The sequence below is a fragment of the Nocardia sp. NPDC058705 genome (assembly GCF_042749305.1).
GTDB lineage: Bacteria > Actinomycetota > Actinomycetes > Mycobacteriales > Mycobacteriaceae > Nocardia.
Map to the genome: position 1 here is coordinate 15841 of NZ_JBHYRN010000029.1, position 26045 is coordinate 41885.

The following is a 26045-nucleotide window of genomic DNA, read 5'->3' on the forward strand; positions in this document are numbered from 1 at the left end:
CTCCTGTAATCCTGGCGGCTGGCGCCGCGTGTTCGGCTTACTGCGCCCCACGCTAATTGCTCGACCGGCGCAGTGAGGGAGTTACCGATGCCGGTCGGTGGCGTGTTCAGCCTCGCAGGATGGCTTCGATATTGCGTTCAGCCAGTGCGGTGATGGTCAGCGACGGGTTCACGGTGGCGGTGCTGCCGGGGATCGCGGCACCGTCCATCACGTAGAGGCCGGGGTGTCCGTGGACGCGGCCGAAGGCGTCGGTGGCCTTGCCCAGGACCGCGCCGCCGAGCGGGTGCGCGGTGAACTGGGCGTTGGCGTCGTAGCCGAGCGCGCCGTATTCGGCGACCGCGCCCGCGCGTTCGGCGATCCGGTGGTCGACCGCGCGGGCCGCACCGGCGACCGCGTTCTGTACGCCCGTCGACCAGTTCAGGCCGACGCCGCCCGTCGCCGCGTGGTAGCCGAAGCGACCGCGGGTGGGGTCGAGGACCATGCCGAGCGAAGCGAGCGCGCCGGTCTCGAACGGGATGCCGGGGATGTACCAGTTCTCGAGCGTGAGCGGGACGTTGGTTTCGTCGTAGATGCGGCTGGCACTGGGCACACCTTGGCCGTGCCCCGCGATGTTGCTCGCGCCGCGGGCGAGCACCACGTCACCGTTGGTGCCGAAGCCGTCGCCGATGTGCTCGTTGAGGTTGGGCAGGGTGCCGGTGGCCTGCGCGCGGACCAGCAGCTCCGAGGTGCCGACGGAACCGGCGCCGAGGAACAGCTTGTCGCAGGTCAGGTTGCGGGTGCTCAGCACCTGGCCGGTCGGGGCCAGCTTCGACACGGCGACGACGAACTTGCCGCTCGCGTCCTGGGCGATGGCGTCGACTCGGTGGCCGGGGAAGACCTGGGACTTGCCGGTTTCGCGGGCGTAGCGCAGGTAGTTCTGGTTCAGGTCGAACTTGGCGCCGTTGGAGTTGCCGAGGGTCGAGCGGGCGGCGGTGGCCGAGGCGCGTGAGGTTCCGGCGAGCTCGCTGCGCAGTACGTCCCAGGTGAAGATCGAATCGTTGGGCACGGGCTGGAAGCCGGCCGCGCGCACCTGGTTGTCCCAGGCGCGTGAGTGCGCGAACGGCGAGGAGTTGTAGATATCGGCGGGCATCGTGTCCAGGCGCAGCATCTGGCGCACCCGCGGGTAGTAGACGCGTTCCAGCTCGCCGTAGTCGACGACACCGCCGAAGACCTGGTCGAACAGCCTGCGTTCCGGCGCCACCATCGCCCCGGTGAAGATCACCGAGCCGCCACCGACCGCGGCGGCCCGCCACACATCCAGCCCGGAATACTCGGTCACATCCAGCACCCCGCCGAACGCGCTGAAACTCATCGGCACCTTGGTGACGCCGGTGAAGCTGGTGCGATGCCAGAAGCCGCGACCGTCGGGCAGGTCGTCGCCGGTGAAGATCTCGCGCCACGGGTCGTTGGGCCAGTGCGAACCGCGCTCCAGCACGGTGTTGGCGATCCCGGCCTCGGCCAGGCGCAGCGCGGTCACGGCCGCGCCGAAGCCCGATCCGATGACGATGGCCTGCGTATGCGCGGGTGCGTCCGGGATCGGCGCGAAGATCTCCGGCACCCAGGACTGGAACATCGTCTCGCGCGGATCCGCCGAAGCGGGCGCGTGCGTTGTTCCCACGGCACCGGCAACAGCCGCAAATCCCGCCGCCTTGAAGAAGGCACGTCTGTGCACCAGGCCACCTCCCTCATCACGCATGGCCGACGCGAAGAATACCCCGCAACTACCGGATATCGCCCGGTAGTACCGACATTTGTCGCAAGTCACGACCAGCGGGAGAACTCAGGTGGTGAGCAGGCGGATCACCGCGATCGTGCCGACCACCACGATCACCCCTCTGAGCACATTCGGCGACAGCTTGCGACCGACCTTCGCGCCCAGCTGACCACCGATGATCGAGCCGACCGCGATCAACGCCACCGCCTGCCAATCCACCTCGGCGATCACGATGAAGATCACTGCCGACACCGCGTTCACGATCAGGGCGAGGACGTTCTTCACGCCGTTGAGGCGCTGGATGTCCTCGTGCACGAACACCCCGAGCAACCCGAGCAGCAGCACTCCCTGCGCCGCCCCGAAGTACCCGCCGTAGATGCCGGTGGCGAACACCGCGATCAACAGAATCGGGCCACCGTGTTCCGGTGCCGACGATTCGCCGCCGTCTCGGCGCTTCTTCACCCATGCGGCCAGCCGTGGCTGCACCACCACCAGCACGAGCGCGGCGATGATGAGCACCGGGACGATCGCCTTGAACGCCGCCGCGGGCATCGTCAACAGCAGGATCGCGCCCGTGATGCCGCCCAGCAGCGAAGCGGTGCCCAACTGCAGCAGTCGCGACCGCTGCCCCTGCAGTTCGCGCCGATACCCGACCACCCCGCTCACCGAGCCGGGGACAAGTCCGATCGTGTTCGACACATTCGCCGTCACCGGCGGCAACCCGAACGCGAGCAGCGCGGGAAAGGTGATCAGCGTGCCCGATCCGACGATCGTATTGATGCCACCCGCCGCGATACCCGCGGCGAAGATGGCCACCTGTTGCAACCAAGTCATATCGAATTCCTTTGGTACGTCTCGTCGGACGCGCAGGTCCGTACAAGCGTGCGTTATGGGGGAAACCGTACTGGTCAACCGGTGAGCAAATTCGGCGAGGTTGATTCTCCAGGCCGCTGACAAGCAGGGGTCGGCACACGGTAAGCTCGAAGGATCATGCTGCAGCGGGCTCTTCTTCTCGGCCGCCGCGACGGGTCCTGATACGGACCGGCTCCCGTCGCGGGGTTCCAACGCGCCGGTCGACCCGCTCCCATTCAGGGAATCCATCACACCCACGGAGAAACTTGCATGTCCTCGGCTGACGCATTCGTATCCGCATCGCGCACCATTTCGGCCCCCGGCAAACCCGCACCGGCCGACCAGCCCGCCTGGAACACCCAGAAGAACTCCTCGATGCCGTCGTTCCGGTATCGCCCCTTCGCCGAAGAGGTCGAGCCCATCACGGTGCCCGACCGCACCTGGCCGGACAAGATCATCGATCGCGCCCCCGCGTGGTGTGCCGTCGACCTGCGCGACGGCAACCAGGCCCTCATCGACCCGATGAGCCCGGCCCGTAAGCGCCGCATGTTCGACCTGCTGGTGCGGATGGGCTACAAGGAGATCGAGGTCGGGTTCCCGGCCGCGAGCCAGACCGACTTCGATTTCGTCCGCGAGATCATCGAAGACGGCGCCGTGCCCGCCGATGTCACCATCCAGGTGCTCACCCAGTGCCGCCCCGAGCTGATCGAGCGCACCTTCGAAGCCTGCGCCGGCGCACCGAACGTGATCGTGCACTTCTACAACTCCACCTCGATCCTGCAGCGCCGCGTGGTCTTCCGCGCCGAGCGCGACGCGGTGAAGAAGATCGCCACCGACGCCGCGAAACTGTGCCTGGAGATCGAGAAGCGCTACCCCGACACCGAGTGGCGCTACGAGTACAGCCCCGAGTCCTACACCGGCACCGAGCTGGATTACGCCCGTGAGGTGTGCGACGCGGTCTCCGAGATCATCGCGCCCACGCCCGCGAAGCCGCTGATCATCAACCTGCCCGCGACCGTCGAGATGGCCACGCCGAACGTGTACGCCGACTCGATCGAGTGGATGCACCGCAACCTGGCCCGTCGAGACTCGATTGTGCTGTCGCTGCACCCGCACAACGACCGTGGCACCGCCGTCGCGGCCGCCGAGCTGGGCTACCAGGCCGGCGCCGACCGCATCGAGGGCTGCCTGTTCGGCAACGGCGAGCGCACCGGCAACGTCTGCCTGGTCACCCTGGGCATGAACATGTTCTCGCGCGGCATCGACCCGCAGATCAACTTCTCCGACATCGACGAGGTCCGTCGCACGGTCGAGTACTGCAACCAGCTGGCCGTCGCGGAACGTCACCCCTACGGCGGCGATCTGGTCTACACCGCGTTCTCCGGCAGCCACCAGGACGCCATCAACAAGGGTCTGGACGCGATGAAGGCCGCCGCCGACGCGCAGGGCGCCGATGTGGCCGACATCGTCTGGGAGGTCCCGTACCTGCCGATCGACCCGAAGGACGTCGGCCGCACGTACGAGGCCGTGATCCGGGTGAACTCGCAGTCCGGCAAGGGCGGCGTCGCCTACATCATGAAGACCGATCACGGCCTGGTGCTCCCGCGCCGCCTGCAGATCGAGTTCTCGCAGGCCATCCAGGCGATCACCGACGGTGAGGGCGGCGAGGTGACGCCCAAGGAGATGTGGGATGTCTTCGCCACCGAGTACCTGAACCCGATCCTGCCGCTCGAGCGGATCAAGCAGAAGGTCACCGCCGCCGAAACCGACGGCGGCGTCGACTCGATCGTCGCGACCGTCAAGGTCGAAGGCGTCGAACAGGAGATCAGCGGCTCCGGCAACGGCCCCCTCGCCGCCTTCGTAGACGCCATCGCCACCGTCGGCTTCGACGTACGAGTACTCGACTACAGCGAGCACGCCATGTCCGCAGGCGACGACGCCCAGGCAGCCGCCTACGTCGAGGTAGCCATCGGCGACAAGGTCGTCTGGGGCGTCGGCATCGCCACCTCGATCACCACCGCCTCCCTGCGCGCAGTCGTCTCAGCCGTGAACCGCGCGGCACAGTAGGTCGCTCTATGGCGGCCGGGACCTGTGGTCCCGGCCGCTTTCGCACCTGTGGATAGATTCTCGAGCCTGTGGATAACTTCGGTTCGTCTGGTCGGTCGCCTACCGGATATACCGGTTGAGCTGGGCGCATTCGGATTCGCTCCGGTGCACGGGAGCGACTGCCCCCGACGCGCGAAAATTGCCTCCGTGTTAGCGTTTTAGGGCATATTCAGCGCCGAGCTTTCCTGCTCGTTCAGCGAGCAAGTGGGGGAACTGTGACCAACAACGACCATAATCCGACCTCGCCGCCGTGGCTGCAGAGTCCGTCGGCTGACGCGTCCGAAGCTGCGTCCGGTCCCTCCGGTGTGCAGACCGCGACCGAAGACGACATCGAGCCCGCCGCCACCGCCGCCGAGCCGACCGGGGAAGCCGTCAATCCGTCGACCGGTGAGCAGCCGATCGCCGAGCCCGGTCCTGCCGACCAGACCGTGTACCAGCCCGCCGGTTTCGCGCCGCCGGGGCAGTTCGCGCAGGGGGCTCCCTACTCGGTGCCCGATCCGTATCAGAGCAACGGTGGGCAGCCGATGGTGAACGGCCCCGAGCAGCAGCCCTGGCCGGGTCAGCCGGGCGAGCAGCCGTGGTTGCCGGGTCAGCCGGGCGGCGAGCAGCCGTATCCCGGTCCGCACGCGACCGGTGAGCAGCCGCAACCGGGCATGCCGCCGCAGTACCCCGGCGCCGAGGGGCAGCCGCAGTACCCGGGTGCAGAGGGGCAGCCCTACCCCGGTCCCGAACAGCAGCAGCAGCAGCAGCAGTTCCCCGCGCAGGAGCAGGGCCCGCAGTCCGAGCCCATCTACAGCTGGGCGCCGCCGCCTCCGCCGATGTACCAGCAGCCGATGCAGGGCGGGATGCCGCCCGGTCAGCAGCCCGACCCGCAGGGCCAGTTCCCCGGCCAGCAGCCCGACCAGGGCCAGTTCCCCGGCCAGCAGCCTGAACAAGGACAGTTCCCCGGCCAGCCGGGGCAGTTCCCCGGTCAGCTCGGTCAGCCGGGTCCGGCGGGTCCGCCGCCCGGTCAGCAGTGGGGCGGCGGTCCGGCCCCACAGCAACAGCAGCCGTTCCAGCCGCAGCACATGCAGCAGCTCGGCCAGCCCGGCCACTCGGTCAACGACCTGAACCTGCTCAAGCGCGCACGCAAGTCGCCGCGCAGCGGGTGGCGCAAGGCCATTCACAAGGTGTCCGGCGGTGCGATCAACCCCGGTGAGTCGGCGGCCGATGTCGTCTACCGCGATCTCGGCGAGCGGGTCAACCAGCCCGTGCGCGGCGATTACCGGATCGCGATCCTCTCGCTCAAGGGCGGCGTCGGCAAGACCACCACCACGGTCGGCCTCGGCTCCACCTTCGCCTCCCAGCGTGGTGACCGCGTCATCGCCATCGACGCCAACCCCGACCTGGGCACCCTGGCCCACCGGGTGCCGCGCCAGACCCGTTCGACGGTGCGCAACCTGCTCGAAGACCAGCAGATCACCCGCTACTCGGACGTGCGCGCACACACCTCGCAGGCCCCGAGCCGACTGGAAGTGCTTGCCTCCGAACAGGATCCGGCCGTGTCGGAGGCCTTCAGCGAGGCCGACTACCGCAAGGCCATCGGCATCCTGCAGTCGTTCTACAACATCATCCTCACCGACTGCGGCACCGGTCTGATGCACTCGGCGATGTCGGGCGTGCTGGACATGGCGAGCTCGCTGGTACTGGTCACCTCCCCCGCGATCGACGGTGCGCGCAGCGCCTCGGCGACGCTGGACTGGCTCGACCACCACGGCTACAGCAAGCTGGTCGAACGCACGGTCGTGGTCGTGAACGCTTCGCGCCGTGGCGCTTCCACGGTCGACTTGGACCAGCTGCGCAAGCTGTTCCTCGACCGCACCCGCGCCGTGCAGATCGTCCCGTTCGACGATCATCTGGCCGAAGGCGCCGAGATCGACCTCGAGCTGGTCAGCAAGCCGACCCGGCGGGCCCTGCTCGAACTGGCCGCGATGGTCGCCGACGACTTCAGCTACCACGGCCAGCAGCAGCAACTCCAGCAGCCGTACCAGCCGGGCCAGCCCCACCCCGGCCAGCCCTACCCCGGCCAGCAGTACCCGGGTCAGTTCTGAATTAGTCAGCGACCGTCAACGGGCCGGGGGCCATCGCACCCCGGCCCGTTGGCCGTCCTCCGCGCAGTCGCGCCGCAACATCGACGGCCGAGGTGTCCGCACGCACTGATCGAGCAGCCACTCGCGATTTGCGCCTGCGCCTCGGTGGTGCGGGTCTGTGCTTGGGTCGCCGGTCATTGCTTCCTGCGTACGGCACCCGGTCGACCCCGTTGCGCGAGGGTCGATAAGCCCGGCCGAGGTGCCCACCGGTCGAGCAGACGCGTGATTCGCATCGGTCAACGCATCCCCGCACCGATAGGTCGATGATCGCCTCACTCAGCGATGACAGCGCTCGCCGTCGCCTCGAAGGCATCGAGCACCGTGGCGATGGCCGGGCGGTGGTGTGCCTGGGGGCGGGTGACGATCTCGTAGACCCGCGCGGCGCGAACCCCGTCCAGCCGCAGGACCGACAGGTCGGGGTGCGCGACGGCGTAGCGGGGCATCAGCGCGACACCGTAGCCGGAGACCACCAGCGTCTCGATTACCCGGAACTCGTTGAGCCGCTGTGTGATTCGCGGACGAACCCCGGTAATCCTGGCAATGGATTCGAGCACGTCATCGACTGGGAACCCACCACGCACGCTCACCCAACTCTCCTCGGCGAGTTCCTCCGGACGCACCGAAGCCCGCCCGGCCAACGGATGATCCGGTGCGACAACAACATCGATCGGCTCCCGCATCAGCACCCGCGCCGACAGCCGAGGCCCGGACAGCGACGGCGCGCGTTCGTCGCGATGGGTGAGCACGATGTCGTAGTCGGCCAACAGTTTCGACACCTCACTCGGCGGCAGATCCTCGTCACCCGCGACCAATTCCACCCCGCTCCCCGCCAACGCGGCCAACACGGGCGGCAGCAGCAGCGCGGCCCCGGACGGGAACGACGCCACCCGTACCTGTCCGCGCGGCGAGCTTCGATAGTTGGCCATCTCGGCCGTGGCTCGTTCCATCGCGGCGAGCACGTCGTCGGCCCGCAACACCAGCGCCTGCCCGGCGTCGGTGAGCCGCACCCGCCGCCCGTCGGGTTCGAGCAGCGCGACCCCGGCCTCCCTGGCCAGCACCTTCAACTGCTGCGACACCGCCGACGGCGTCATCGACAGCACCTCGGCGACGGCGGCGACCGTGCCACGGTCGGCCAGCTCGCGCAGAATCCGCAGGCGTTCGATCGAGAACATGAAGTAAAACTACGTTATCCATCCAAATATATTCGATTGTGCTGATCTTTAGCGGCCCGCACGATTAGGGCGTGACCTCCCGTGACCGCCTACTCGGACTGACCGTCGTTGTGCTCTGGGGCCTGAACTTCCTGGCCATCCGCATCGGTCTCGACCACTTCCCGCCCTTCTTCTTCGTCGCCCTCCGCTTCGCCGTCATCGCGATCCCCGTGCTGCTCTTCATCCCGCGTCCCGCCGTCAAAACCCGGTGGCTGCTGCTCTACGGCACCGGTTTCGGCATCCTGCAGTTCGCGTTCTTGTTCACCGCGATGCGCACCGGCATGCCGACCGGCCTCGCCTCACTGGTGCTGCAGTCCTCGGCCCCGTTCACCGTGGTGCTCGGCGCGGTGCTGCTGCGCGAGCGGTTGCGGCCGGTGCAGATCGCCGGACTCGCGGTCGCCGTGCTCGGCATGACCATCATCGGCGCCGACCGGCTGGCGCACGCCACCCTGCTCCCGGTCCTGCTGACCCTCGCAGGCGGCCTCGGCTGGGCATTCGGCAATATCGGCGCGCGCCAAGCCGGCACCGACTCCCCGGGCTACAACCCGATGCACCTGACCCTGTGGATGTCGGTGGTTCCCGTCCTGCCGATGCTGGCGCTGTCGATGGCTGCCGAGGGGCCTGGAACAGGTTTCCGGGCGATCGGCACCGCGTTCTCCGCCGACGGCCTGCCCGCGCTGGCCGCGCTCGCCTACATCGCCATCCTCGCGACGGTCTGCGGATCCGGCTTGTGGACCTATCTGATGAGCCGCTATCCCGCGGGCACGGTCGCGCCGTTGTCGCTGCTCGTGCCGGTGGTCGGTATCGCCGCGGCGTGGGCGGTTCTCGACGAGGAGCCGTCGGTGGCCGCGCTGATCGGCGGGGCGATCGTGATCGCGGGCGCCTTCGCGGCGACGACAGCCCGCGGCATCAAGACCATGCCCGCGCCCACCCCCACACCCGAATTGGCCCGAGCCTGAGTGGGAATTCGGCCCATGATCGTCGAAGCTGTGGCTAGCATGTGGACCGGTCGCCCGATGCGTTTCCGCGCGACCGGTCGGTTTCGAGCTCGCGAACGACCCGCAGGTCGATATAGCCGGGTCTTCGCCGCGCTCTAGAGTGGTAGCAAATTCCAGGCAATACTCGAGCAAGGCAGCTGAACAGCGTATGGCGGAACAGCGGTTGCCCGTTTCGCGAAGGACCCTTCTTCGCGGCACGGTCGCGGCGGGGGTGTTATCGGCGGGGGCCGTAGCGGGAGCGCCGAGTTTCGCCGCGCCACCCGGTCGCCGGGTCGCCGTACTCGGCGGTGGTGTCGCCGGACTCACCGCCGCGCACGAATTGGCCGAGCGCGGTTTCGAGGTCACCGTGTACGAAGCGCGGGCGCTCGGCGGCAAGGCGCGCAGCGTCGGCGTGCCGGGCACCGGTCGCGGCGGCAGGCCCGATCTGCCCGGTGAGCACGGGTTTCGCTTCTTTCCCGGCTTCTATCAGAACCTGCCCGACACCATGCGCCGAATTCCGTTCGCCGGCAATGCGGATGGTGTGTGGAACAACCTCCTCGCGGTGCCGGAGGCCAGATTCTCCCGGCGCGACGGCGACGACATCCTGCTGGCACTGCCCGACGGCATCACCGCCGCGCAGGCCACCCCGGACTCCATCCGGGAAACCCTCGCCGCCACCATCACCACGACAGCCAAGATGTCGCCCGCGGAGGGCGCGTTCTTCGCGAACCGGCTGATGGTGTTCAACACCAGCTGCGATGCCCGCCGTTTCGGTCAGTGGGAGCACACCTCCTGGCACGATTTCGTGCGCGGTCACGAACGTTCACACGAATTCCGCGCGATCGTGTCCAGGTCGCTGACCTCGATCATGGTCGCCGCCAAGGAGGACCTGGCCAGCACCCGCACCATCGGCAGCATGGGCGAACAGTTCCTCGGCAACCCGCTCGGCCTCGGCAACGACGGCGGCCTCGACCGCGTGCTCAACAACACAACCAACACCGCCTGGATCGACCCGTGGGTCCAGCACCTGCGTGGCCTGGGCGTTCGCTTCGAACTCGGTGCCAGGGTGAGCGAACTCGAGGTGCGTGACCGCCGCATCCGGGCCGCGCGGATCACCGATGCCACCGGCGCACGCACCGTCGACGCCGACTATTTCGTCGTCGCGCTGCCGGTGGAACAGGCAAGAAAACTGTGGTCGTCGCAGGTGCTCGCCGTGGCACCGGAACTGGCCGCCACGGAACGCCTGTTCGTCGATTGGATGAACGGTATACAGATCTATTTCCGTGTGCCACTTCATATTTCGCGCGGGCACACGGCTTATGTCGATTCGCCGTGGTCACTCACCTCGATCAGCCAGAATCAATTGTGGACCAATAAACTGCCGTCTTTCGGCGACGGTTCGGTGGCCGATTGCCTCTCGGTCGACATCTCCGACTGGCATACGCCCGGCATCCTCTACGGCAAACCCGCCACCGCGTGCACCCACGAGGAAATCTTCCGCGAAGTCTGGGCGCAATTGAGCGCCCATCTCAACGATCGCGAACAACTGCTCCGCCCCGCCGACGTGCATTCCTGGTTCCTCGATCCGGGAATCACCTGGCAGGGCAGCGAAAACGCGAATGCCGACCCCTTGCTCATCAATACCGCGGGCTCGTGGGATGCCAGGCCGGAGCCGCACGGTTCGATCGAAAACCTGTTCCTCGCCGGTGATTACGTGCGCACCGATGTCGACCTGGCGACGATGGAGGGCGCCAACGAGTCGGCCCGCGCCGCGGTGAACGCCCTGCTCGACGTGGCGGGCTCGTCGGCGCCGCGCTGCCGTGGTTTCCGCCTGCGCCGCACCCCCGAACTCGAGCCGCTGCGCATCCTCGACGCCGACCGCTACGCCAAGGGTCTGCCCAACCTTTTCGACGACCCGACCTGAACCGCGACTACTGAACCGCACGTCAGAGGCGTCCCGCCTGCGTGCGCAACGCCTCCCGCACGCGGCGCGTAACACGACGTAATACCGCGTAACTACACTCGCGGCGTGGCAGACATCTCGGTGCGTGGGCGCTTGGCCCTGCGAGCAGCGGCGGCAGCGTCGTGGGCTTCGCAGAAGGCGGGTCGCGGCAAGGGTTCGATGATCGGCGGCCTGATCGCGTTGAAGATCGATCCGTCGATCATGACGCAGCTCGGACGCGGTCGGCGAACAGTGCTGATCACCGGCACCAACGGCAAATCGACCACCACCAGGATGACGACCGCCGCGCTGGGCACACTCGGCGAGGTCGCCACCCAGGCCGACGGCGCCAATATGGACGCGGGCATCGTGGCCGCGCTCAGCCTGCACCCGGGTGTGGCGCTGGCCGCGATCGAGGTCGACGAGCTGCACCTGCCGCACGTGAGCGACGCGCTCGACCCGGCCGCCGTGGTCCTGCTCAATCTCAGCCGCGACCAGCTCGACCGGGTCGGCGAGATCAACATGATCGAACGCAAGCTGCGCGCCGGGCTGCTGCGTCATCCCGACACCATCGTGATCGCCAACTGTGACGATGTGCTGGTGGCCTCCATCGCCTACGACCACCCGAACGTGGTGTGGGTGTCGGCGGGCAGCGGCTGGGCCGTCGACGCGACGAGTTGCCCGCGCAGTGGTGAACCGATCGTCTGGGAGGGCGAGAACTGGCGCTCGACCGGCGCCGATTTCCATCGCCCGCAACCTGTTTGGTGGCTCGAGGGTGAAGACCTGTGCGGCCCTGACGGTTTCCGTGTCGCGCTGCATCTGGCCCTGCCCGGTCGCGCGAATCGCGGCAATGCGGCTCAGGCTGTGGCCGCGGCGGTCGCGATGGGCGCCGAGCCTGCGAAGGCGACCGATGCCACCGGCACCGTGCGCGAGATCGCGGGCCGCTACCGCACCGTCACCGTCGGCGACCACGATGCCCGGCTGCTGCTGGCCAAGAACCCCGCCGGCTGGCAGGAGGCGCTGTCGATGATCGAGCCGTCCTCGGCCGGTCTGGTGATCGCGGTGAACGGTCAGGTGCCCGACGGCGAGGATCTGTCCTGGCTGTGGGACGTGCGGTTCGAGCACTTCGAAGGCGTGCAGGTGGTCGCCTCGGGCGAGCGCGCCACCGACCTCGCCGTGCGCCTCACCTACGCGGGCGTCGAACACACTTTGATCCCGGATCCGGTGCGCGCCATCGCATCCTGTCCCGCCGGGCACGTCGAGGTGCTGGCCAACTACACCGCGTTCCGCGATCTCAACCGTGACCTGGAGGCCCGCAAATGAGCGAGTCAACCATTCGTATCGGCCTCGTCCTGCCCGACGTGATGGGCACCTACGGCGACGGCGGCAACGCCCTCGTCCTGCGCCAACGCCTGCGCATGCGCGGCTACGACGCCGAGATCATCGACATCACCCTCGCCGATCCCGTCCCTGATTCGTTCGACATCTACACCCTCGGTGGCGCCGAGGACTCCGCTCAGCGCCTGGCCACCCGCCACCTCCAGAAGTACCCGGGCCTCCAGCAGGCCGCCGCCAAAGGCGCACCGGTGCTTGCCATCTGCGCCGCCATCCAGGTGCTCGGCAACTGGTACGAAACGTCGGCAGGCGAAAAAGTCGACGGCGTAAGCCTTTTCGACGTCACCACCTCACCCCAGAAGATTCGCGCAATCGGCGAAGTGACCACCACGCCCTTGGTCCCAGGCCTCAAAGCCCCCCTCACCGGTTTCGAAAACCACCGCGGTGGAACAACTCTCGGCCCCGACGCGACTCCGCTCGCCCGTGTCACCCGCGGTGTCGGCAACGGCGTAGGCGACGGCACCGAAGGCGTAGTCCAAGGCTCGGTCTTCGGCACCTACCTCCACGGCCCCGCCCTGGCCCGCAACCCTGAACTGGCCGACCTCCTCATCGCCAAGGCCCTCGGCATCCCCGCCACCGACCTCGCCCCCCTCGACCTCCCCGAGGTCGAACGCCTCCGCAAGGAACGCCTGCGCGCCTGAGTCGACAGGCGCTTACTCGGCGGTGGCCCCGGCGCGGGCCTGGTTGCGGGTGAGGAGCCAGCCGACGAGGGCGGCGAGGGGAAACATCAGGATGCCGTAGACGGCGGCGGGGATGGCCATTTCGGTGCTGTCGAGGACGCTGATCGCGATGGTGATGGCGATGGTGCTGTTGTGGATGCCGACCTCGAAGGAGCAGGCGATGGCCTGGCGGTCGGCGACGCCGAGTAGGCGCGGCAGGTAGTAGCCTGCCGTCAGGCTGATCAGGCAGAACACGACGGTGATGGCGCCGACGTCAGCGAGGGAGCCGGTCAGGGTGTCGTGCTCGGCGGCGATGGTGCCGAGGATCACCAGCAGCAGGGTGATCGCGGAGCCGATGCGCACCGGCTTGTCCATCCGGTCCGCGAATTCCGCCGACCAGCGGCGAACCAGCATGCCGAGCCCAACCGGGACGAGCACGATGGCGAACACCTGGATCACCTTGCCGAGCTGCAGACCGACCGAAGCTTCCTCACCCGCGGGCTCGAAGTAGCCGATGGCGAAGTTGGTCACCAGCGGCACGGTGACGACCGCGATGATCGAATTGACCGCGGTCAGCGACACGTTCAGCGCCACGTCACCACGGAACAGGTGACTGAACAGGTTTGCGGTGGTTCCGCCGGGCGAGGCGGCGAGCAGCATCATGCCGACCGCGAGAATCGGCGACAGATCGAACAGCAACACCAACCCGAACGCCACCACGGGTAGCACCAGCAACTGGCAGACCAGTGCGATAGCGACGATGCGCGGGGTCTTCGCAATGCGGGCGAAGTCGGCGCCGGTGAGCGAGAGCCCGAGGCCGAACATGATCACCACCAGCGCCAGTGGCAGACCGACAGATACCAATGGAGAGTTCATAGCCACACACTTCTCATCGAGCACTGAGGAGCCGAGGTCTCGGCCCATTGAGACGCGCGGGTCTCAATAAAGCAGAATAGCTAGATGTGACGTTCGTCGCAGCGAAATCGGCAAAGCATTACGGCACCGACGCGGCGGCCTCCGGAGCGGCGGCGTGGCTGCCGGTGCACAGCTCGTGGACGAAGCGCATCTTCTCCAGCACCCGCTCGGGCAGCACGAAGGGATACAGGTCGTCGCGACCCATCGAGCGGTTGACCATGTTCAGCGACCAGGTCAGCGGCAACCAGAGCTCGATGATCTTGTCGAAGCCTGCGCGGCCGATCTGCGGGCGGTCGAGCGTCGCACCGGCCGGGGCGAGGCCGAAGGCTGCGGCGGTGTCGAGGGTGTCGCGGATGTGCAGGTAGTGGGCGAAGGTCTCGGCCCAGTCCTCGGCGGCGTGCATGGTCGCGTAGGAGGAGACGTAGTCGCGTTTCCAGCCGCTGGGCGCGCCCTCGGAGTAGTGGCGGTCCAGGGCCGCCTGGTAGTCGGCGAACGGATCACCGAACAGCTCGCGAAAGCGTTCCAGCGCAGCGTCATCGGCGACCAGCACCGAGAAGTAGTAGTGGCCGGTCTCGTGCCGGAAGTGGCCGAGCAGGGTGCGGTAGGGCTCGGCCATCTCGATGCGCAACTGCTCGCGGTGCGGGTCGTCGGCCTCGGCCAGGTCCAGGGTCACCACGCCGTTGACATGGCCGGTGAGCACGCCCTTGTCCCGGCTCGACAGCAGGTCGAAGGCCAGACCGCGCTCGGGGTCCTCGTCGCGACCCACGATCGGCAGACCGAGCTCGACCAGTTCGAAGATCAACCGGCGCTTGGCTTTCTCGGCATCAGCGAAGGCGGCGAGCCCGGCAGTGTCGGTATCGTTGGGCCTGGTCCGCGTGAGTCGGCACGACAGGCACAGCGCCGGTCCGTCGGCGTCACCGTCGACGAGCCAGTTGCATTGCGCCACATGCAGGTTGTCGCACAGCCGGAAGCGATCACTGTCGACCACACCCGCCACATGATCGATCGCCTCGTCGCTCGGCGGATCACCGATCACCACCAGCGCACGCTCGCCCACACTGAAACCCAGTGCGCTGCGGCAGGACAGACAAACAGAATTCTCGAAAGCCAACTGCTGACCGCAATTCGGGCAAACGAAGTCACGCACGGACTACACCTCCACCGGGGCTACATCGACCGACACCTTGATTGTGGACTGTTTCGCGTCGGTGTAGATGATGCCACGCAGCGGCGGCACGTCCTGGTAATCGCGACCCCAGGCCACCGTCACGTAGCGCTCGTCGGCGAACTGGTCGTTGGTGGGGTCGAAGGCGATCCAGCGGCCGGTGCGATCGGTCTCGTCGGTGCCGGGCAGCCACACCGCCGCCCAGGCGTGGGTGGCGTCGACGCCGACCATACGTTCCTTGCCAGGGGGCGGGTCGGTGGCGAGGTAGCCGGAGACGTAGCGGGCGGCCATCCCCTGCGAGCGCAGGCAGGCCGCGCCGATCCGGGCGAAATCCTGGCAGACACCTTCACGGGCGGCGAAAACGTCGGCCACGCTGGTGCTCACCGTGGTGGAGCCCGAGCGGTACTGGAAGTCGTTGTGGATACGGGTGTTCAGCTCGGTGACGGCTTCGAGCAGTGGCCTGTTCGGTGGGAAACTCTCTGCGGCATAGGCGATCACGTCGGGGGTGATCTCGGGCGGGAGCAGGTCGAGGGTGAACTCGACGGCGAGTGGGCCGGTGGCGACGGTGGGCCGTGCCGCCTCCCACGGCATGTCGGCACCGGGCACGGTGTCCGGGTGTTCGCCGTCGACATCGATCAGGGATTCGCCGGTGACCTCGAGGTTGCGGTGCTCGGAGGTCACATGGAAGTAAGTCGTGGTGTTGCCGTAGACATCGGTGCCCACCGAGCGGTCCGAGGGCACGGGGTCGATGTAGATCTCGTGCTCGAGCAGGCGCTGACCCGGGTATTCGCGCGGGGTGAGGTACGCGCGACCATAGGAGCTGGTCACGTCATCGGAGTAGCTGTAGGTGGTGCGGTGCACCACCATGTATCGCCGGGTCATCCGACTGGCCTTGTGTTGCCACCGATGCGGCGTACTGCCACATATCGCGCGCTCATCCGACCATCCTCGTGTTACCCCACAGCGGCTGAATACCCAGCGGGACAGCGAGTTTGGTTGTCTCGAACGATTCGGACAGCTTGCGCAGCCGCAAGTGCACCCCTTCCAGCAGTTCCACCAGCTCGGTCCGCACACCGTCGTCGTCGGTGTTCTCCAGGTCGGCCGGGTCGACGCGGCGCAGCATGCGCTGGGCGTCGGCGAGCAGCCGTTGGGAACGCGAGGCGCCGGAACCGCCCGGCAGCGCCTGGAAGTCGGCCTCGAGCCGGTCGAGCTGGTAGATCAGCGAACGCGGATTGCCAGGGTCGAACAGCAGCAGACCGGCCAGCGCGGCAACCCGCGCCGAACCACGGTGGCGGCGACGGTAACTCACCGCCGACTCGGTCGCGGAAAGCACGGCTTCCGCGACCACACTCTGCACCTCCGCCGAGCTCTTGCGCCCCAGCGCGGCATTGATCAGCGACGTCACGGCGAGCCCTCGCTCGATCCGTTTGCCGATATCCATCACGTACCAGCCGGTGTCGCGCACCAGCGACTCCGCGCCGATCCCCGACAGCGCCAGCAATCCCGACAGCGTCTGCGAATGCACCGCCGACAGTGCCGTCTCCTGTTCGCTACTGGCACTGCGGAATTCGGCCAATGCGCGATCGACTGCACCGATGATCATCCAGGTGTCACCGGAGAGCTGATCACGCACCGCCCGCGCGGCGGACCCGTAATGATCCACCGCGTACGACAGCGACCCCGGCAGCTCGCGATTGCCGGTCAACGAGGCCAGGTACTGGAAGCCCTCCGCCGACGCACCCGCCACCGCGCGCCGGGCGGCTACACCGTCCCGACCGCTGGAATCCATTGCACGATGGGTGAATTGACCCTGCGCCTGCCGAGACCGCGCGAGGACCGGCTCCGCTTCCGGCTCTGGTATCGGCTCCGCTCCCCGCTCGGGTGTCACACCGGTGGTGCGCAGCGCCCGAGCCAGCGCACTGGTCCCGGCCCGCTCCCACGGCGCCTCCGCCTCGTCGTCGGCGGTGTCGCGATCCTCCGCCTGATCCTGCCCCGCCGACTGACCTTGCCCTGCTGTCTGGCTCTGTGACACCGACTGGCCCTGTCCTGCCGACTGGCTCTGCGAGACCGACTGGCCTTGTCCTGCCGACTGCCCCTGCGACGCCGACTGCCCCTGTCCTGCCGTCTGGCTCTGCGTCATCGACTGCGTCGCCGCTGGATCAGCCAGAGAGTCCTGGCCCGCTGCGCTCGTTGTTACTTCGTCCGTCGACGATGCATCCTCGAATTCCGCATCACGGGCAGTCGATTCGGCATCGATCGACGAATCGTGTTGCTCAGCAGCAGGATTCGACTGTCCCGCGGCGGACTCATCGTCGGATCGTACGGCCACCAACTGACCGATTCCGTTGGGCAGCACCGACGGTGGCGCGATCGTGCCCGTGGTGATCGACAGCGCCCGCATGAGGATCGGCAAAGCTTCCGCGCCGTCGAGCCAAGGGCGGTAGCGGAAGTCCTGGTAGACGTCGTGAGTGGCGGCGAGCAGACGCACCACCGACTCGGCCCGTTCGCTGTAGCGTCCCATCCAGAACAGGTCGTTGAGCACACGCGGTGAACTGATCGCCTCGACGACCGGCACCGCCCTGCGCAACCGTTCCTCCGGCGGCGCTTCGGCACTCACGGCAGGCACGGTGGCCGGGGCCGCGCGGACCCACACGTCCTTGGCGGCCACCTTGATCACGCTGCGGGTCGGTTCGAGCCGCATGCGCTGCTGACCGAGCCCGCCCGACATCGCCGTGTAGCTACCCCTTCTGGCCAGCGAGAACAGCCGCATGCCCACCGGGGCGGGTGCCAATCCGGCCGGGCCGTCGACCGCGGGCGCGACCGAGAACTCGGCCGGTTCCTGACCGACCCACTTCCAGCGTTCGGTTTCGATCCGGGCGGCGAGGTCGGTGCGTTCGGCGGCCGACAGGCTCGGTCCGAAGATCGTCGAGCCGTCGACGGCGGAGCGGATCACCAGGTCACCGACGTGCGAGACCAGGTGCGAGCGCTCGGTGGCGTCGCCGCCCCAGTAGGTGGGGGTGGCGTCGAGCAGCAGGTCTTCGCCCAGGACCGAGCGGGCGATGCGTGGCAGGAACTGGCTCAGCGCCGGCGATTCCAGCAGCCCGCTGCCGAGGGTGTTCACCACCGTCACGGCCCCGCGCCGCAGCACCTCGACCAGTCCGACCACACCGAGTCGCGAATCGGGTCGCAGGTCCAGCGGGTCGGAGAATTCGGCGTCGACGCGCCGCAGCACCACATCGACGCGTTCCAAGCTGCCGAGCGAGCGCATCCACAGCGCCCCGTCGCGTACCACCAGATCGGAACTCTCGACCAGTGGAAAGCCCAGCATCTGCGCGAGATATGCCTGGTCGAAGGCGGTTTCGGAATGCGAGCCTGGGCTGAGCACGACGACGACCGGCTCCTCCCCGTCGGCCAGCTCCGGTGCCGCTTCCTCGAGCATCAACCGCATGGCCCGCGCGAACGGGCTGAGTGGGCGCGGCCCGGCGTGCTCGAAAGCTTCGGGGATGGCCTCGGCCACCACGCGACGGTCGGCCAGCGCGTACCCGGCGCCCGAGGGTGCCTGCGCCCAGTCGGCCAGCACCCGGAAGTGCCCGTCGCTCCACCTGCTGATGTCGCAGGCGTGCAGGAACAGCTGGTGGGTGCCGGGGATGGTGATGCCGTGCGCGGCCCGCACGTACCCGGTGTTGCCGAATACCACCTCCGGTGGCAGCAGACCCGAGTTCAGCAGCCTGCGTGGGCCGTACACATCGGTGAGCACCTCGTCGAGCACGAGCGAGCGCTGAACCAGGCCGGTTTCGAGGCGGGTCCAGTCCTCGGCGGAGACGAGCAGCGGAATCGGGTCGAGGCGCCACGGCTGCGGGATCGCGGTGTCGGTATCGCCGCCGAGACCGACCTCGGTGTAGGTGACACCGTCGTCTTCGATCTGTCTGCGCACCCGGTGATCGATCCGATCGATCCCGCCGATCCCCTGGTCGATGAAGTCGGCCGACAGCTCCGACCACATCGACCGCACCCGCCCACGCCCGTCGACGAGTTCGTCGTAGTACCCCGTGGTGGGCCGACCGCACTCGTCGAACCGCGCGCCCGCCTTGCTGTCAGCTCGATACCGCGCGAACTGCTCGGCAACCTGGGCACGCACACCCGTCCCCTGCCGATCCCCATCCCGCTGCGCTTCATCGCGCTGAGCCACCGAGCCTCCTGTATTGATTGGCGGCTGGCGCCGCGGGGTTTTGCGGCCCCTTGTGTCCCGATTCTTCCCTCCTCCGGTCAGTCGCTGCGCTCCCTCCCTCCGTCACTGCAGAATCGGGACGGCCGCAAAACCCAAAACCACCGACATCCATCGACTTGTCGACCGGATCGGTCTACATGCGGTGCGCCGAATCCTGCCTACCGGCCCCACACTGTTCGCGCGCGGCGTAGGTCCAGGATGCCTGGTGCGCCGACATCGGTCGACTGTGCCGCGATCTTCGCACGGAGTTCGGCGGGATCGGTCGGGTTCACCGTATGTCCGGCGGCCTCGAAACGGCGGTTGCGGCGGGACTGGGCGGCGACGGCGTTGACCGGGGCGTCGTCGTAGGCGCGGCCGCCGGGGTGCACGACGTGGTAGGTGCAGCCGCCCCGGGAGATGCCGGTCGCGACGTCTACCAGGTCGAACACCAGGGGTGCGTCGACGGTGATCGAGGGATGCAGGGAGTTCGGGGGCTGCCAGGCGCGGTAGCGCACGCCTGCCACCTGGACATCGGATTTGTCGGTGGCCAGCAATGGGACGGGCATGCCGTTGCAGGTCAGGACGTAGCGGCCACGGTCGGCGCCGACCAGGCGCACCTGGAGGCGTTCCACCGAGGAGTCGACGTAGCGAGCGGTGCCCTGGCCGGTGGTTTGTTCGCCGAGGGTGAGCCACGGTTCGATCGCGCCGCGCAGTTCCAGCTCCGCCTCACCGATCATGGCGGTGCCGATGCGGGGGAAGCGGAATTCGGTGAAGGGGTCGAGCCAGGCGGTGTCGAAGTCGACGCCCGCCGCGCGCAGGTCGGCGGCCACTTCGGCGATGTCGTTCATCAGGAAGTGCGGGAGCAGGTAGCGGCCGTGCAGGTTCGCGCCGTGGCGGATCAGCGGCGCCCGCAACGGCTTGTCCCAGAACATCGCGACCAGGCCGCGCACCAGCAGCGACTGCACCATCGCCATCTGGAAATGTGGCGGCATCTCGAAACCACGCAGCTCCAGCAGTCCGAGTCGGCCACGCGCGGAATCGGGGCTGTACAGCTTGTCGATGCAGAACTCGGCTCGGTGGGTGTTGCCGGTGAGATCGGTGAGCAGGTGCCGCAGTGCACGGTCGATATGCCAAGGGGCCGACTGGATTTCGTACGGGGTCGGTCCCGCGGTTTGCGCGGACAGCCTGGCAACCTCGGCGAAGGCGATCTCCAGTTCGTAGAGCGCGCCTTCGCGGCCTTCGTCGGCGCGGGGCGCCTGGGAGGTAGGGCCGACGAAACGACCCGCGAACAGGTACGACAGCGCGGGGTGACGCTGCCAGTAGGTGAGCATGGAGACCAGCAGGTCGGGGCGGCGCAGCATCGGCGAACGTGCTGGCGTCACCCCGCCGAGGGTGATGTGGTTGCCGCCGCCGGTGCCGCCGTGGGTGCCGTCCACGTCGAAGGATTCGGTGCTCAGCCGGGCGAGCCTGGCCTGTTCGTAGAGGGTGTTCAGCACTTCGGCCTGCTCGGCGAACGAGCTGGTCGGCATGATGTTCACCTCGATCACGCCCGGGTCGGGTGTCACCGAAAAGGTGTGCAGCCGTGCGTCACTCGGCGGGGCGTAGCCCTCGAGCACCACCGGCTGTCCGATCGCCACCGCCGCGGCCTCGACCTTGGCGATCAGATCGAGGAAGTCGTCGAGCTCGGTCACCGGCGGCAGGAACACGTGCAGTCGCCCCTGCCTGACCTCGGCGACCAGCGCGGTCGTCGGCGTGAAGTCAGCGGACTCCACTGCGGCGGGCGGCTCGACCCGCTCGGCCCGCAACGGTTGCTGGTACAGAGGATCGCTGTCGGGCAGGATCGGCGGCGCGTGCCAGGACACCGACCCGATCGGAAGGCGAAGTCCCGCAGGCGAATCACCGTCGGCCAATACGATCCGGCCGCGACTGTCCTCCGCGCGTCCACGCCGCATCTGCCAGTCGGCGCTGGCCCAGCCCGCACCGTCGGCCCGCCGGTGGATCGGCAACACATACGCCGACGGCTGATCGACCGACTCCTCCAGACTCTCGAGCAGCACCCGCCGTACCTCGGGCGAGTCCTCGGTCGGGTCGATATCGGCCGGCGGCGGATCGCCGTACGGCGCGCTCACCGTCGCCGCCAACCGCGCCAGCGGATCCTCGAACGCGGGCCGCACCTGCTCGTCCGGCAGGCCCAGGGTGCCCGCGATCTCCGCGATCAATGCCTTGGCCGCACCGATATCGGCGGCGGGAGCGCGATCGGGGATCAACCCCGCGGCCGTGTTGATCGGCTGCGAACGAGTCAACTGGATGGGCGGGAAGACCGACTGCGGCGCGCTCCCGGCCCCCTTGTCCTTCCGGCCCTTCTTCTTCCCCGATGACTTTCGCTGCTCGGCCTTCGCCTTCTCGGCCGCCTTGGCTGCCTTCTTCGCGTCCTTCTTCGACACCTCGGCCTGCTCAGCCGGACCGGCGTTGCCACCGGGGTCGGCGCCGGCCTGCTGGCTCTCCGCGGCGCGGCGATGTTCGGCGGGGACCAGTTCGACGGGCTCGTCGATCAGCGCCGGTCCGTCGTCGAACTCCACCACGTCCAGGTCCGCCACGGGATCATCGTCGACTCTGTCGAGAAGGTCGACGTTGCCGCGCGCATCGTCATCCTCGGCCAGCCCCAACGCGATGACGGCGGCGGCGACATCGTCCCCACCGATCCGGCGACGCGCGTCGAAGACCGCGACCATGTCGACCGGAGCGACCGAGACCGGGGCAACCGCGTCGGTCGGCAGGTGCGCATCGAGAACCGAAACCGCGTCGACCGGCCCGCTCACCTCGTCGACCGCGTCCGGGCCGGGCTCCTCGGCCAGCCCCAGCGCGACCACCGCGGTCGCGACTTCCGCACCGGCCGGTGCGTATCCGTTCGCGTGATCAGCGACAACCGGTCTCACCGGTAGATGCTGCGAAACCGGCGTCCACGGATCGGTGAGCAGGTCCTGCCGCTGCCAGATCGGCACCCCATCGGCCCGCCAGGCGATCGCGATCTCCCAGCGGGGCAACGGTTCTCCGGGATACCACTTGCCCTGGCGATATTGCACGATGCCGGTCGGCGCGTAGATCGAGCGCAGGCGATCGGCGAGGTCGACAGCACGTTCACGTTTGTGCGCGCCGTCGGCATCGGTGGTCCATTGGGCGCTGACCTGGTCGTCGATCGACACGAACGTCGGCTCGCCACCCATCGTTAGCCCGACATCGGCGGCCGCCATTCGCGCGTCGATCGCCGCACCGGAGGCGACGACGCGTTCCCACTGAGAATCGGTGTAAGGCAGCGTGACTCGCGGGTCCTCGTGAATGCGACGAACCACATTGCTGAAATCGAGGGTGGCTTCGGTGATTCCGGTCGCGCCGGTGATCGGAGCCGCGGCGCCCGGGTGCGGGGTGGCGGCGAGCGGAATATGGCCCTCACCTGCGAACAGCCCGGAGGTGGGATCCATCCCGACCCAGCCCGCACCGGGCAGATACACCTCGGTCCAGGCGTGCAGGTCGGTGAAGTCGGCGGTCGGGCCCGACGGACCGTCCAGCGACGGCACGTCGGAGGTGAGCTGGACCAGGTAGCCGGAGACGAAACGCGCGGCCAGCCCCAGCTCGCGCAGCACACCGACCAGCAACCAGGCCGAATCGCGGCACGACCCGAGCGCGGTGCGCAAGGTGTGATCGGGCGTCTGCACGCCCGCCTCCATGCGCACGGTGTAATCGACCGAATTGCGCAGCGCGTAGTTGAGTTCGACGAGATAGTCGATGACTCTGGTCCGGCTCTTCGGCCGGTGCGCCTGCGCCCAGTTCCGTAGCAACTCACCAGGACCGCTCCCCGACCCGTCCTCGTCGACGCGCCGCAGATAGGGCGAGAGGTCCTCGGCGAGCGCGGACTCGTACTCGAACGGGAAGAACTCGGCGTAGTCCTCGATGAAGAAGTCGAACGGGTTGACCACCTCAAGGTCGGCGATCAACCCCACGGTGATCGACAACTCCTTCGTCGGGTTCGGAAACACCAGGCGCGCAACGAAGTTGCCGAACGCGTCCTGCTGCCAGTTGACGAAGTGCTCGGCCGGCGACACCTCCAGCGAATACGCCTCGATGGGCGTGCGCGAATGCGGCGCGGGACGCAACCGCACCTCGTGCGGATGCACCTCGACGAGTCGGTCGAAGGAGTATGCGGTGCGGTGCTCGAGCGACACCTTGATGCCCATTCACCAAGTTGACCACAGACCACCGACACCGCGCGGGGCGAAGAAACCGGAGTTTCCCGTTTCGAAACACCGCGGTATCGACATCCTCTCCGGCCTAAAGGCCCGAGATTCCTACCAGCGCCCTACGACGCTCTCGGCGGGTTCCTGTTTCAACGCCAGCCGCTCGATCGAAACCGAGACTCACACCAGCTCCGCAGGCGTTTAGCCTCTCGGCCTGCCCGGCCGCGAGGATGTTGATCGCCGCGTTGCGATCACGGTCATGTACAGCACCGCACCCGCACGTCCATTCCCGGACATGCAATGACTTCTTCTGCCCGACCGCCCCACACTCGCAGCACATGCGGGTCGAGGGAAACCAGCGATCTACCTTGCCGAAGGTTCGCCCGTACCGGGCCGCTTTCTCTTCCAGCATGCGCGTGAACATGCCCCACCCGGCATCGTGCACCGACTTCGCCAACTTGGTCCGGGCCAAACCTTTCACGCACAGGTCCTCGACATACACCGTTTGGTTGTCACGGATGATCATCGTGGACTGCTTGTGCAGCCAATCACGGCGTGCGTCACCAACTTTCGCGTGAGCCCTCGCGACCCGCAGCCGTGCCTTCGCCCGGTTCGCCGAACCCTTGTCCTTGCGAGACAAAAATTTCTGCGCCTTACGAAGGGCGCGTTCGGCGTGCCGCAGAAACCGGGGCGAGGTGATCGTCTTACCGTTCGACAGGACCGCGAACGTCGTCAACCCGAGGTCGATACCGACCTCGGAGTCGACCGGCGGCAACGGCTGTGGGTTCACCTCGACCACGAACGACGCGAAATACCGACCCGCCGCGTCCTTGATGACCGTCACCGAAGACGGATCCGATGGCAGGTCCCGTGACCAACGCACCGCCACATCACCGACCTTCGGCAACCGCAACTTCGCACCCGATGTCACAACGAACCGGGCGTTACGGGTGAACCTGATCGACTGCCGATTGTCCTTACGAGACCGAAACCTCGGCGGCCCCAGCTTGCCGCCCTGCCGCTTCCCGGTCACCGAGGCGAAGAAGTTGCGGTAACCGGTGTTCAGATCGGCCAGTGCCTGCTGCAACACCACCGACGACACCTGCGCCAACCAGGCACGTTCGGGGGTCTTCTTCGCCTGCGTCAACCGCTTCGACAGTTCACCATCCGACAAGTGCGAGCCACCAGTCCGGTACGCGTGCATCCGTGCGGCAAGAGCGTCGTTGTACACGACCCGCGCGCACCCGAATGCCCGCGCCAATGCCGCCTGCTGCCCCGGCGTGGGGTTGAGGCGGTAACGGTACCGGAGCTGCACCCACACAGCCTAGCATTGGGTTATGGCAGAATATGGTGATATTCGGACTGGTAGACACTGTGTTTTCGTTCTTCATGCTCACTTGGTTTTTGTCACCAAGTATCGGCATCGGGTGTTTACCGCTGGCCACCTCGGGCGGATGGAGGAGATCATGCGGGCGGTGTGCGGCAACTTCGAGTGCGAGCTGGTCGAGTTCAATGGCGAGAGCGATCATGTTCACCTGCTGGTGAACTTTCCGCCCAAAGTTGCCGTGTCGAAGCTGGTGAACTCCCTCAAGGGGGTGTCGTCGCGGCGGATGCGCCAAGAGTTCCCTGACTTGGTGCGCCACTATTGGCGTGGCCAGCGGCTCTGGTCGGGGTCGTATTTCGCGGGGTCGGTCGACGGGGCACCGATCAGTGTGTTGCGTGAGTACATCGAGCAGCAGGGCCGCCCTGTTTAAGGCACGCTCGGGCCTTGGCGGCCCTCCCACGTGTGGGCCCGAGGTCTCGGCCCGACGAAGGAGTGCCTGCGGTGCCAGCCGCTAAGCTGCCCCTATGAGCTACGACCACATTTTGCTGCCGTCCGGCGTCGCCAGCTCTGTCGACGAGATCGATGCCTACCTGGCCGCACAGGAAGGCGTCACCGAGTCGGAACCGATCGCCGAGATCGCCGCCGAGCTGAACGCGCGCAATGCCGAACTGCCGGTGGAGGACTCGTTCCTGAGCGTCGATTCCGTCGGCGGCCCCAGCGGCGACACGCTCTACATCCCCTCGCCGTACGACGCCATCGGGTTCGTGCGCAACCTGCTCTTCGACCTGGCCACCCCGCGCGGTTTCGCCGTCTACGATCCGCAGCTGACCTGGCTGATCGACCCGGCGGGCCACATCCCGATCAATGTCACGCACGGCGGGGCGGGCGAATTCCCGTATCTCACCGAGGAATTGGCGCACAAGTGGGTCGCCGGGCTCGCCGCCCCCAACCCGTACCTCATCGTCGAGCAGGGCGATCAGCGCTACATCCAGACCTACCGCGACCCGAGCGGCCCGTACACCCTCGAGTACCGCGACGGCGCGCCAGACCGGCATTTCGGCACGACCCTCGAAGACCCGGCGCAGGTCGCCGACATCATCTGGGACTGGGCCAACGGCAAGCCCGCCACGGGCGACGGCGTCATCTGGGCCCGCGTCGACCTCTGAACCGCGAACGCG

At 67.7% G+C, this 26045-nt stretch carries 17 protein-coding genes; 8 read left to right on the top strand and 9 right to left on the bottom strand.

Translation table 11 applies throughout. From position 1 onward, the window contains the following. Positions 1-106: 106 nt before the first annotated feature. Together ACFW6D_RS26410 and ACFW6D_RS26415 are read right to left on the bottom strand one after the other, a co-directional pair. Positions 107-1711, bottom strand: a complete 1605-nt coding sequence (locus ACFW6D_RS26410) for a GMC oxidoreductase (protein ID WP_379332416.1) — start codon at positions 1709-1711, stop codon at positions 107-109. Between the two features lie 108 nt (positions 1712-1819). After that, the gene (locus ACFW6D_RS26415; RefSeq protein WP_379332417.1) at positions 1820-2587 is read right to left on the bottom strand and encodes a sulfite exporter TauE/SafE family protein; all 768 of its coding nucleotides are present in this window, start codon (positions 2585-2587) and stop codon (positions 1820-1822) included. A gap of 288 nt (positions 2588-2875) precedes the next feature. Here ACFW6D_RS26415 and leuA point away from each other — a divergent pair, with 288 nt between their 5' ends. Together leuA and ACFW6D_RS26425 are read left to right on the top strand one after the other, a co-directional pair. Beyond that, positions 2876-4672 (top strand): 2-isopropylmalate synthase, encoded by a 1797-nt coding sequence (gene leuA, locus ACFW6D_RS26420; RefSeq protein WP_379332419.1) that lies wholly within the window; start codon positions 2876-2878, stop codon positions 4670-4672. A 563-nt stretch (positions 4673-5235) separates the two neighbouring features. Beyond that, the gene (locus tag ACFW6D_RS26425; RefSeq protein ID WP_379332520.1) at positions 5236-6801 is read left to right on the top strand and encodes an AAA family ATPase; all 1566 of its coding nucleotides are present in this window, start codon (positions 5236-5238) and stop codon (positions 6799-6801) included. 311 nt (positions 6802-7112) lie between these two features. On the opposite strand, the gene ACFW6D_RS26430 is transcribed toward ACFW6D_RS26425, so the two are convergent. After that, the gene (locus ACFW6D_RS26430; protein ID WP_379332421.1) at positions 7113-8012 is read right to left on the bottom strand and encodes a LysR family transcriptional regulator; all 900 of its coding nucleotides are present in this window, start codon (positions 8010-8012) and stop codon (positions 7113-7115) included. Between the two features lie 71 nt (positions 8013-8083). Here ACFW6D_RS26430 and ACFW6D_RS26435 point away from each other — a divergent pair, with 71 nt between their 5' ends. From ACFW6D_RS26435 to ACFW6D_RS26450, 4 genes are all read left to right on the top strand, one after another. Next, positions 8084-9010: an EamA family transporter gene (locus ACFW6D_RS26435; RefSeq protein WP_379332423.1), complete on the top strand. Its 927-nt coding sequence runs from the start codon at positions 8084-8086 to the stop codon at positions 9008-9010. Between the two features lie 187 nt (positions 9011-9197). Next, positions 9198-10952 (top strand): FAD-dependent oxidoreductase, encoded by a 1755-nt coding sequence (locus ACFW6D_RS26440; protein ID WP_379332425.1) that lies wholly within the window; start codon positions 9198-9200, stop codon positions 10950-10952. A gap of 105 nt (positions 10953-11057) precedes the next feature. After that, complete coding sequence (locus ACFW6D_RS26445) at positions 11058-12293, top strand: MurT ligase domain-containing protein (RefSeq protein WP_379332427.1); 1236 nt, start codon at positions 11058-11060, stop codon at positions 12291-12293. After that, positions 12290-13006 carry a type 1 glutamine amidotransferase gene (locus ACFW6D_RS26450; protein ID WP_379332429.1) on the top strand — a complete coding sequence of 239 codons (717 nt, stop codon included), beginning with the start codon at positions 12290-12292 and terminating at the stop codon, positions 13004-13006. The genes ACFW6D_RS26445 and ACFW6D_RS26450 overlap by 4 nt, the downstream gene beginning before the upstream one ends. A gap of 12 nt (positions 13007-13018) precedes the next feature. Here ACFW6D_RS26450 and ACFW6D_RS26455 read toward each other — a convergent pair whose 3' ends face one another. The 6 genes from ACFW6D_RS26455 to ACFW6D_RS26480 all read right to left on the bottom strand — a co-directional run bounded on the left by ACFW6D_RS26455 (position 13019) and on the right by ACFW6D_RS26480 (position 24858). Then, complete coding sequence (locus ACFW6D_RS26455; protein WP_379332431.1) at positions 13019-13900, bottom strand: bile acid:sodium symporter family protein; 882 nt, start codon at positions 13898-13900, stop codon at positions 13019-13021. A gap of 118 nt (positions 13901-14018) precedes the next feature. Continuing rightward, positions 14019-15086 carry a putative zinc-binding metallopeptidase gene (locus tag ACFW6D_RS26460; RefSeq protein WP_379332433.1) on the bottom strand — a complete coding sequence of 356 codons (1068 nt, stop codon included), beginning with the start codon at positions 15084-15086 and terminating at the stop codon, positions 14019-14021. Positions 15087-15089: 3 nt separating this feature from the next. Then, positions 15090-15986, bottom strand: coding sequence for a transglutaminase N-terminal domain-containing protein (locus ACFW6D_RS26465; RefSeq protein WP_379332435.1), 897 nt, complete (start codon positions 15984-15986; stop codon positions 15090-15092). Positions 15987-16038: 52 nt separating this feature from the next. Next, positions 16039-19293 (bottom strand): circularly permuted type 2 ATP-grasp protein, encoded by a 3255-nt coding sequence (locus tag ACFW6D_RS26470; protein ID WP_379332437.1) that lies wholly within the window; start codon positions 19291-19293, stop codon positions 16039-16041. Between the two features lie 197 nt (positions 19294-19490). Beyond that, positions 19491-23543: a transglutaminase family protein gene (locus ACFW6D_RS26475; protein ID WP_379332439.1), complete on the bottom strand. Its 4053-nt coding sequence runs from the start codon at positions 23541-23543 to the stop codon at positions 19491-19493. Positions 23544-23637: 94 nt separating this feature from the next. Next, positions 23638-24858 carry an RNA-guided endonuclease InsQ/TnpB family protein gene (locus tag ACFW6D_RS26480; RefSeq protein ID WP_379332441.1) on the bottom strand — a complete coding sequence of 407 codons (1221 nt, stop codon included), beginning with the start codon at positions 24856-24858 and terminating at the stop codon, positions 23638-23640. A gap of 22 nt (positions 24859-24880) precedes the next feature. On the opposite strand from ACFW6D_RS26480, the gene tnpA reads away from it, so the two are divergent. Continuing rightward, positions 24881-25297 (top strand): IS200/IS605 family transposase, encoded by a 417-nt coding sequence (gene tnpA / locus ACFW6D_RS26485; protein WP_379332443.1) that lies wholly within the window; start codon positions 24881-24883, stop codon positions 25295-25297. A gap of 94 nt (positions 25298-25391) precedes the next feature. After that, positions 25392-26033, top strand: coding sequence for a hypothetical protein (locus ACFW6D_RS26490; RefSeq protein ID WP_379332445.1), 642 nt, complete (start codon positions 25392-25394; stop codon positions 26031-26033). The last annotated feature ends 12 nt before the right edge of the window (positions 26034-26045 follow it).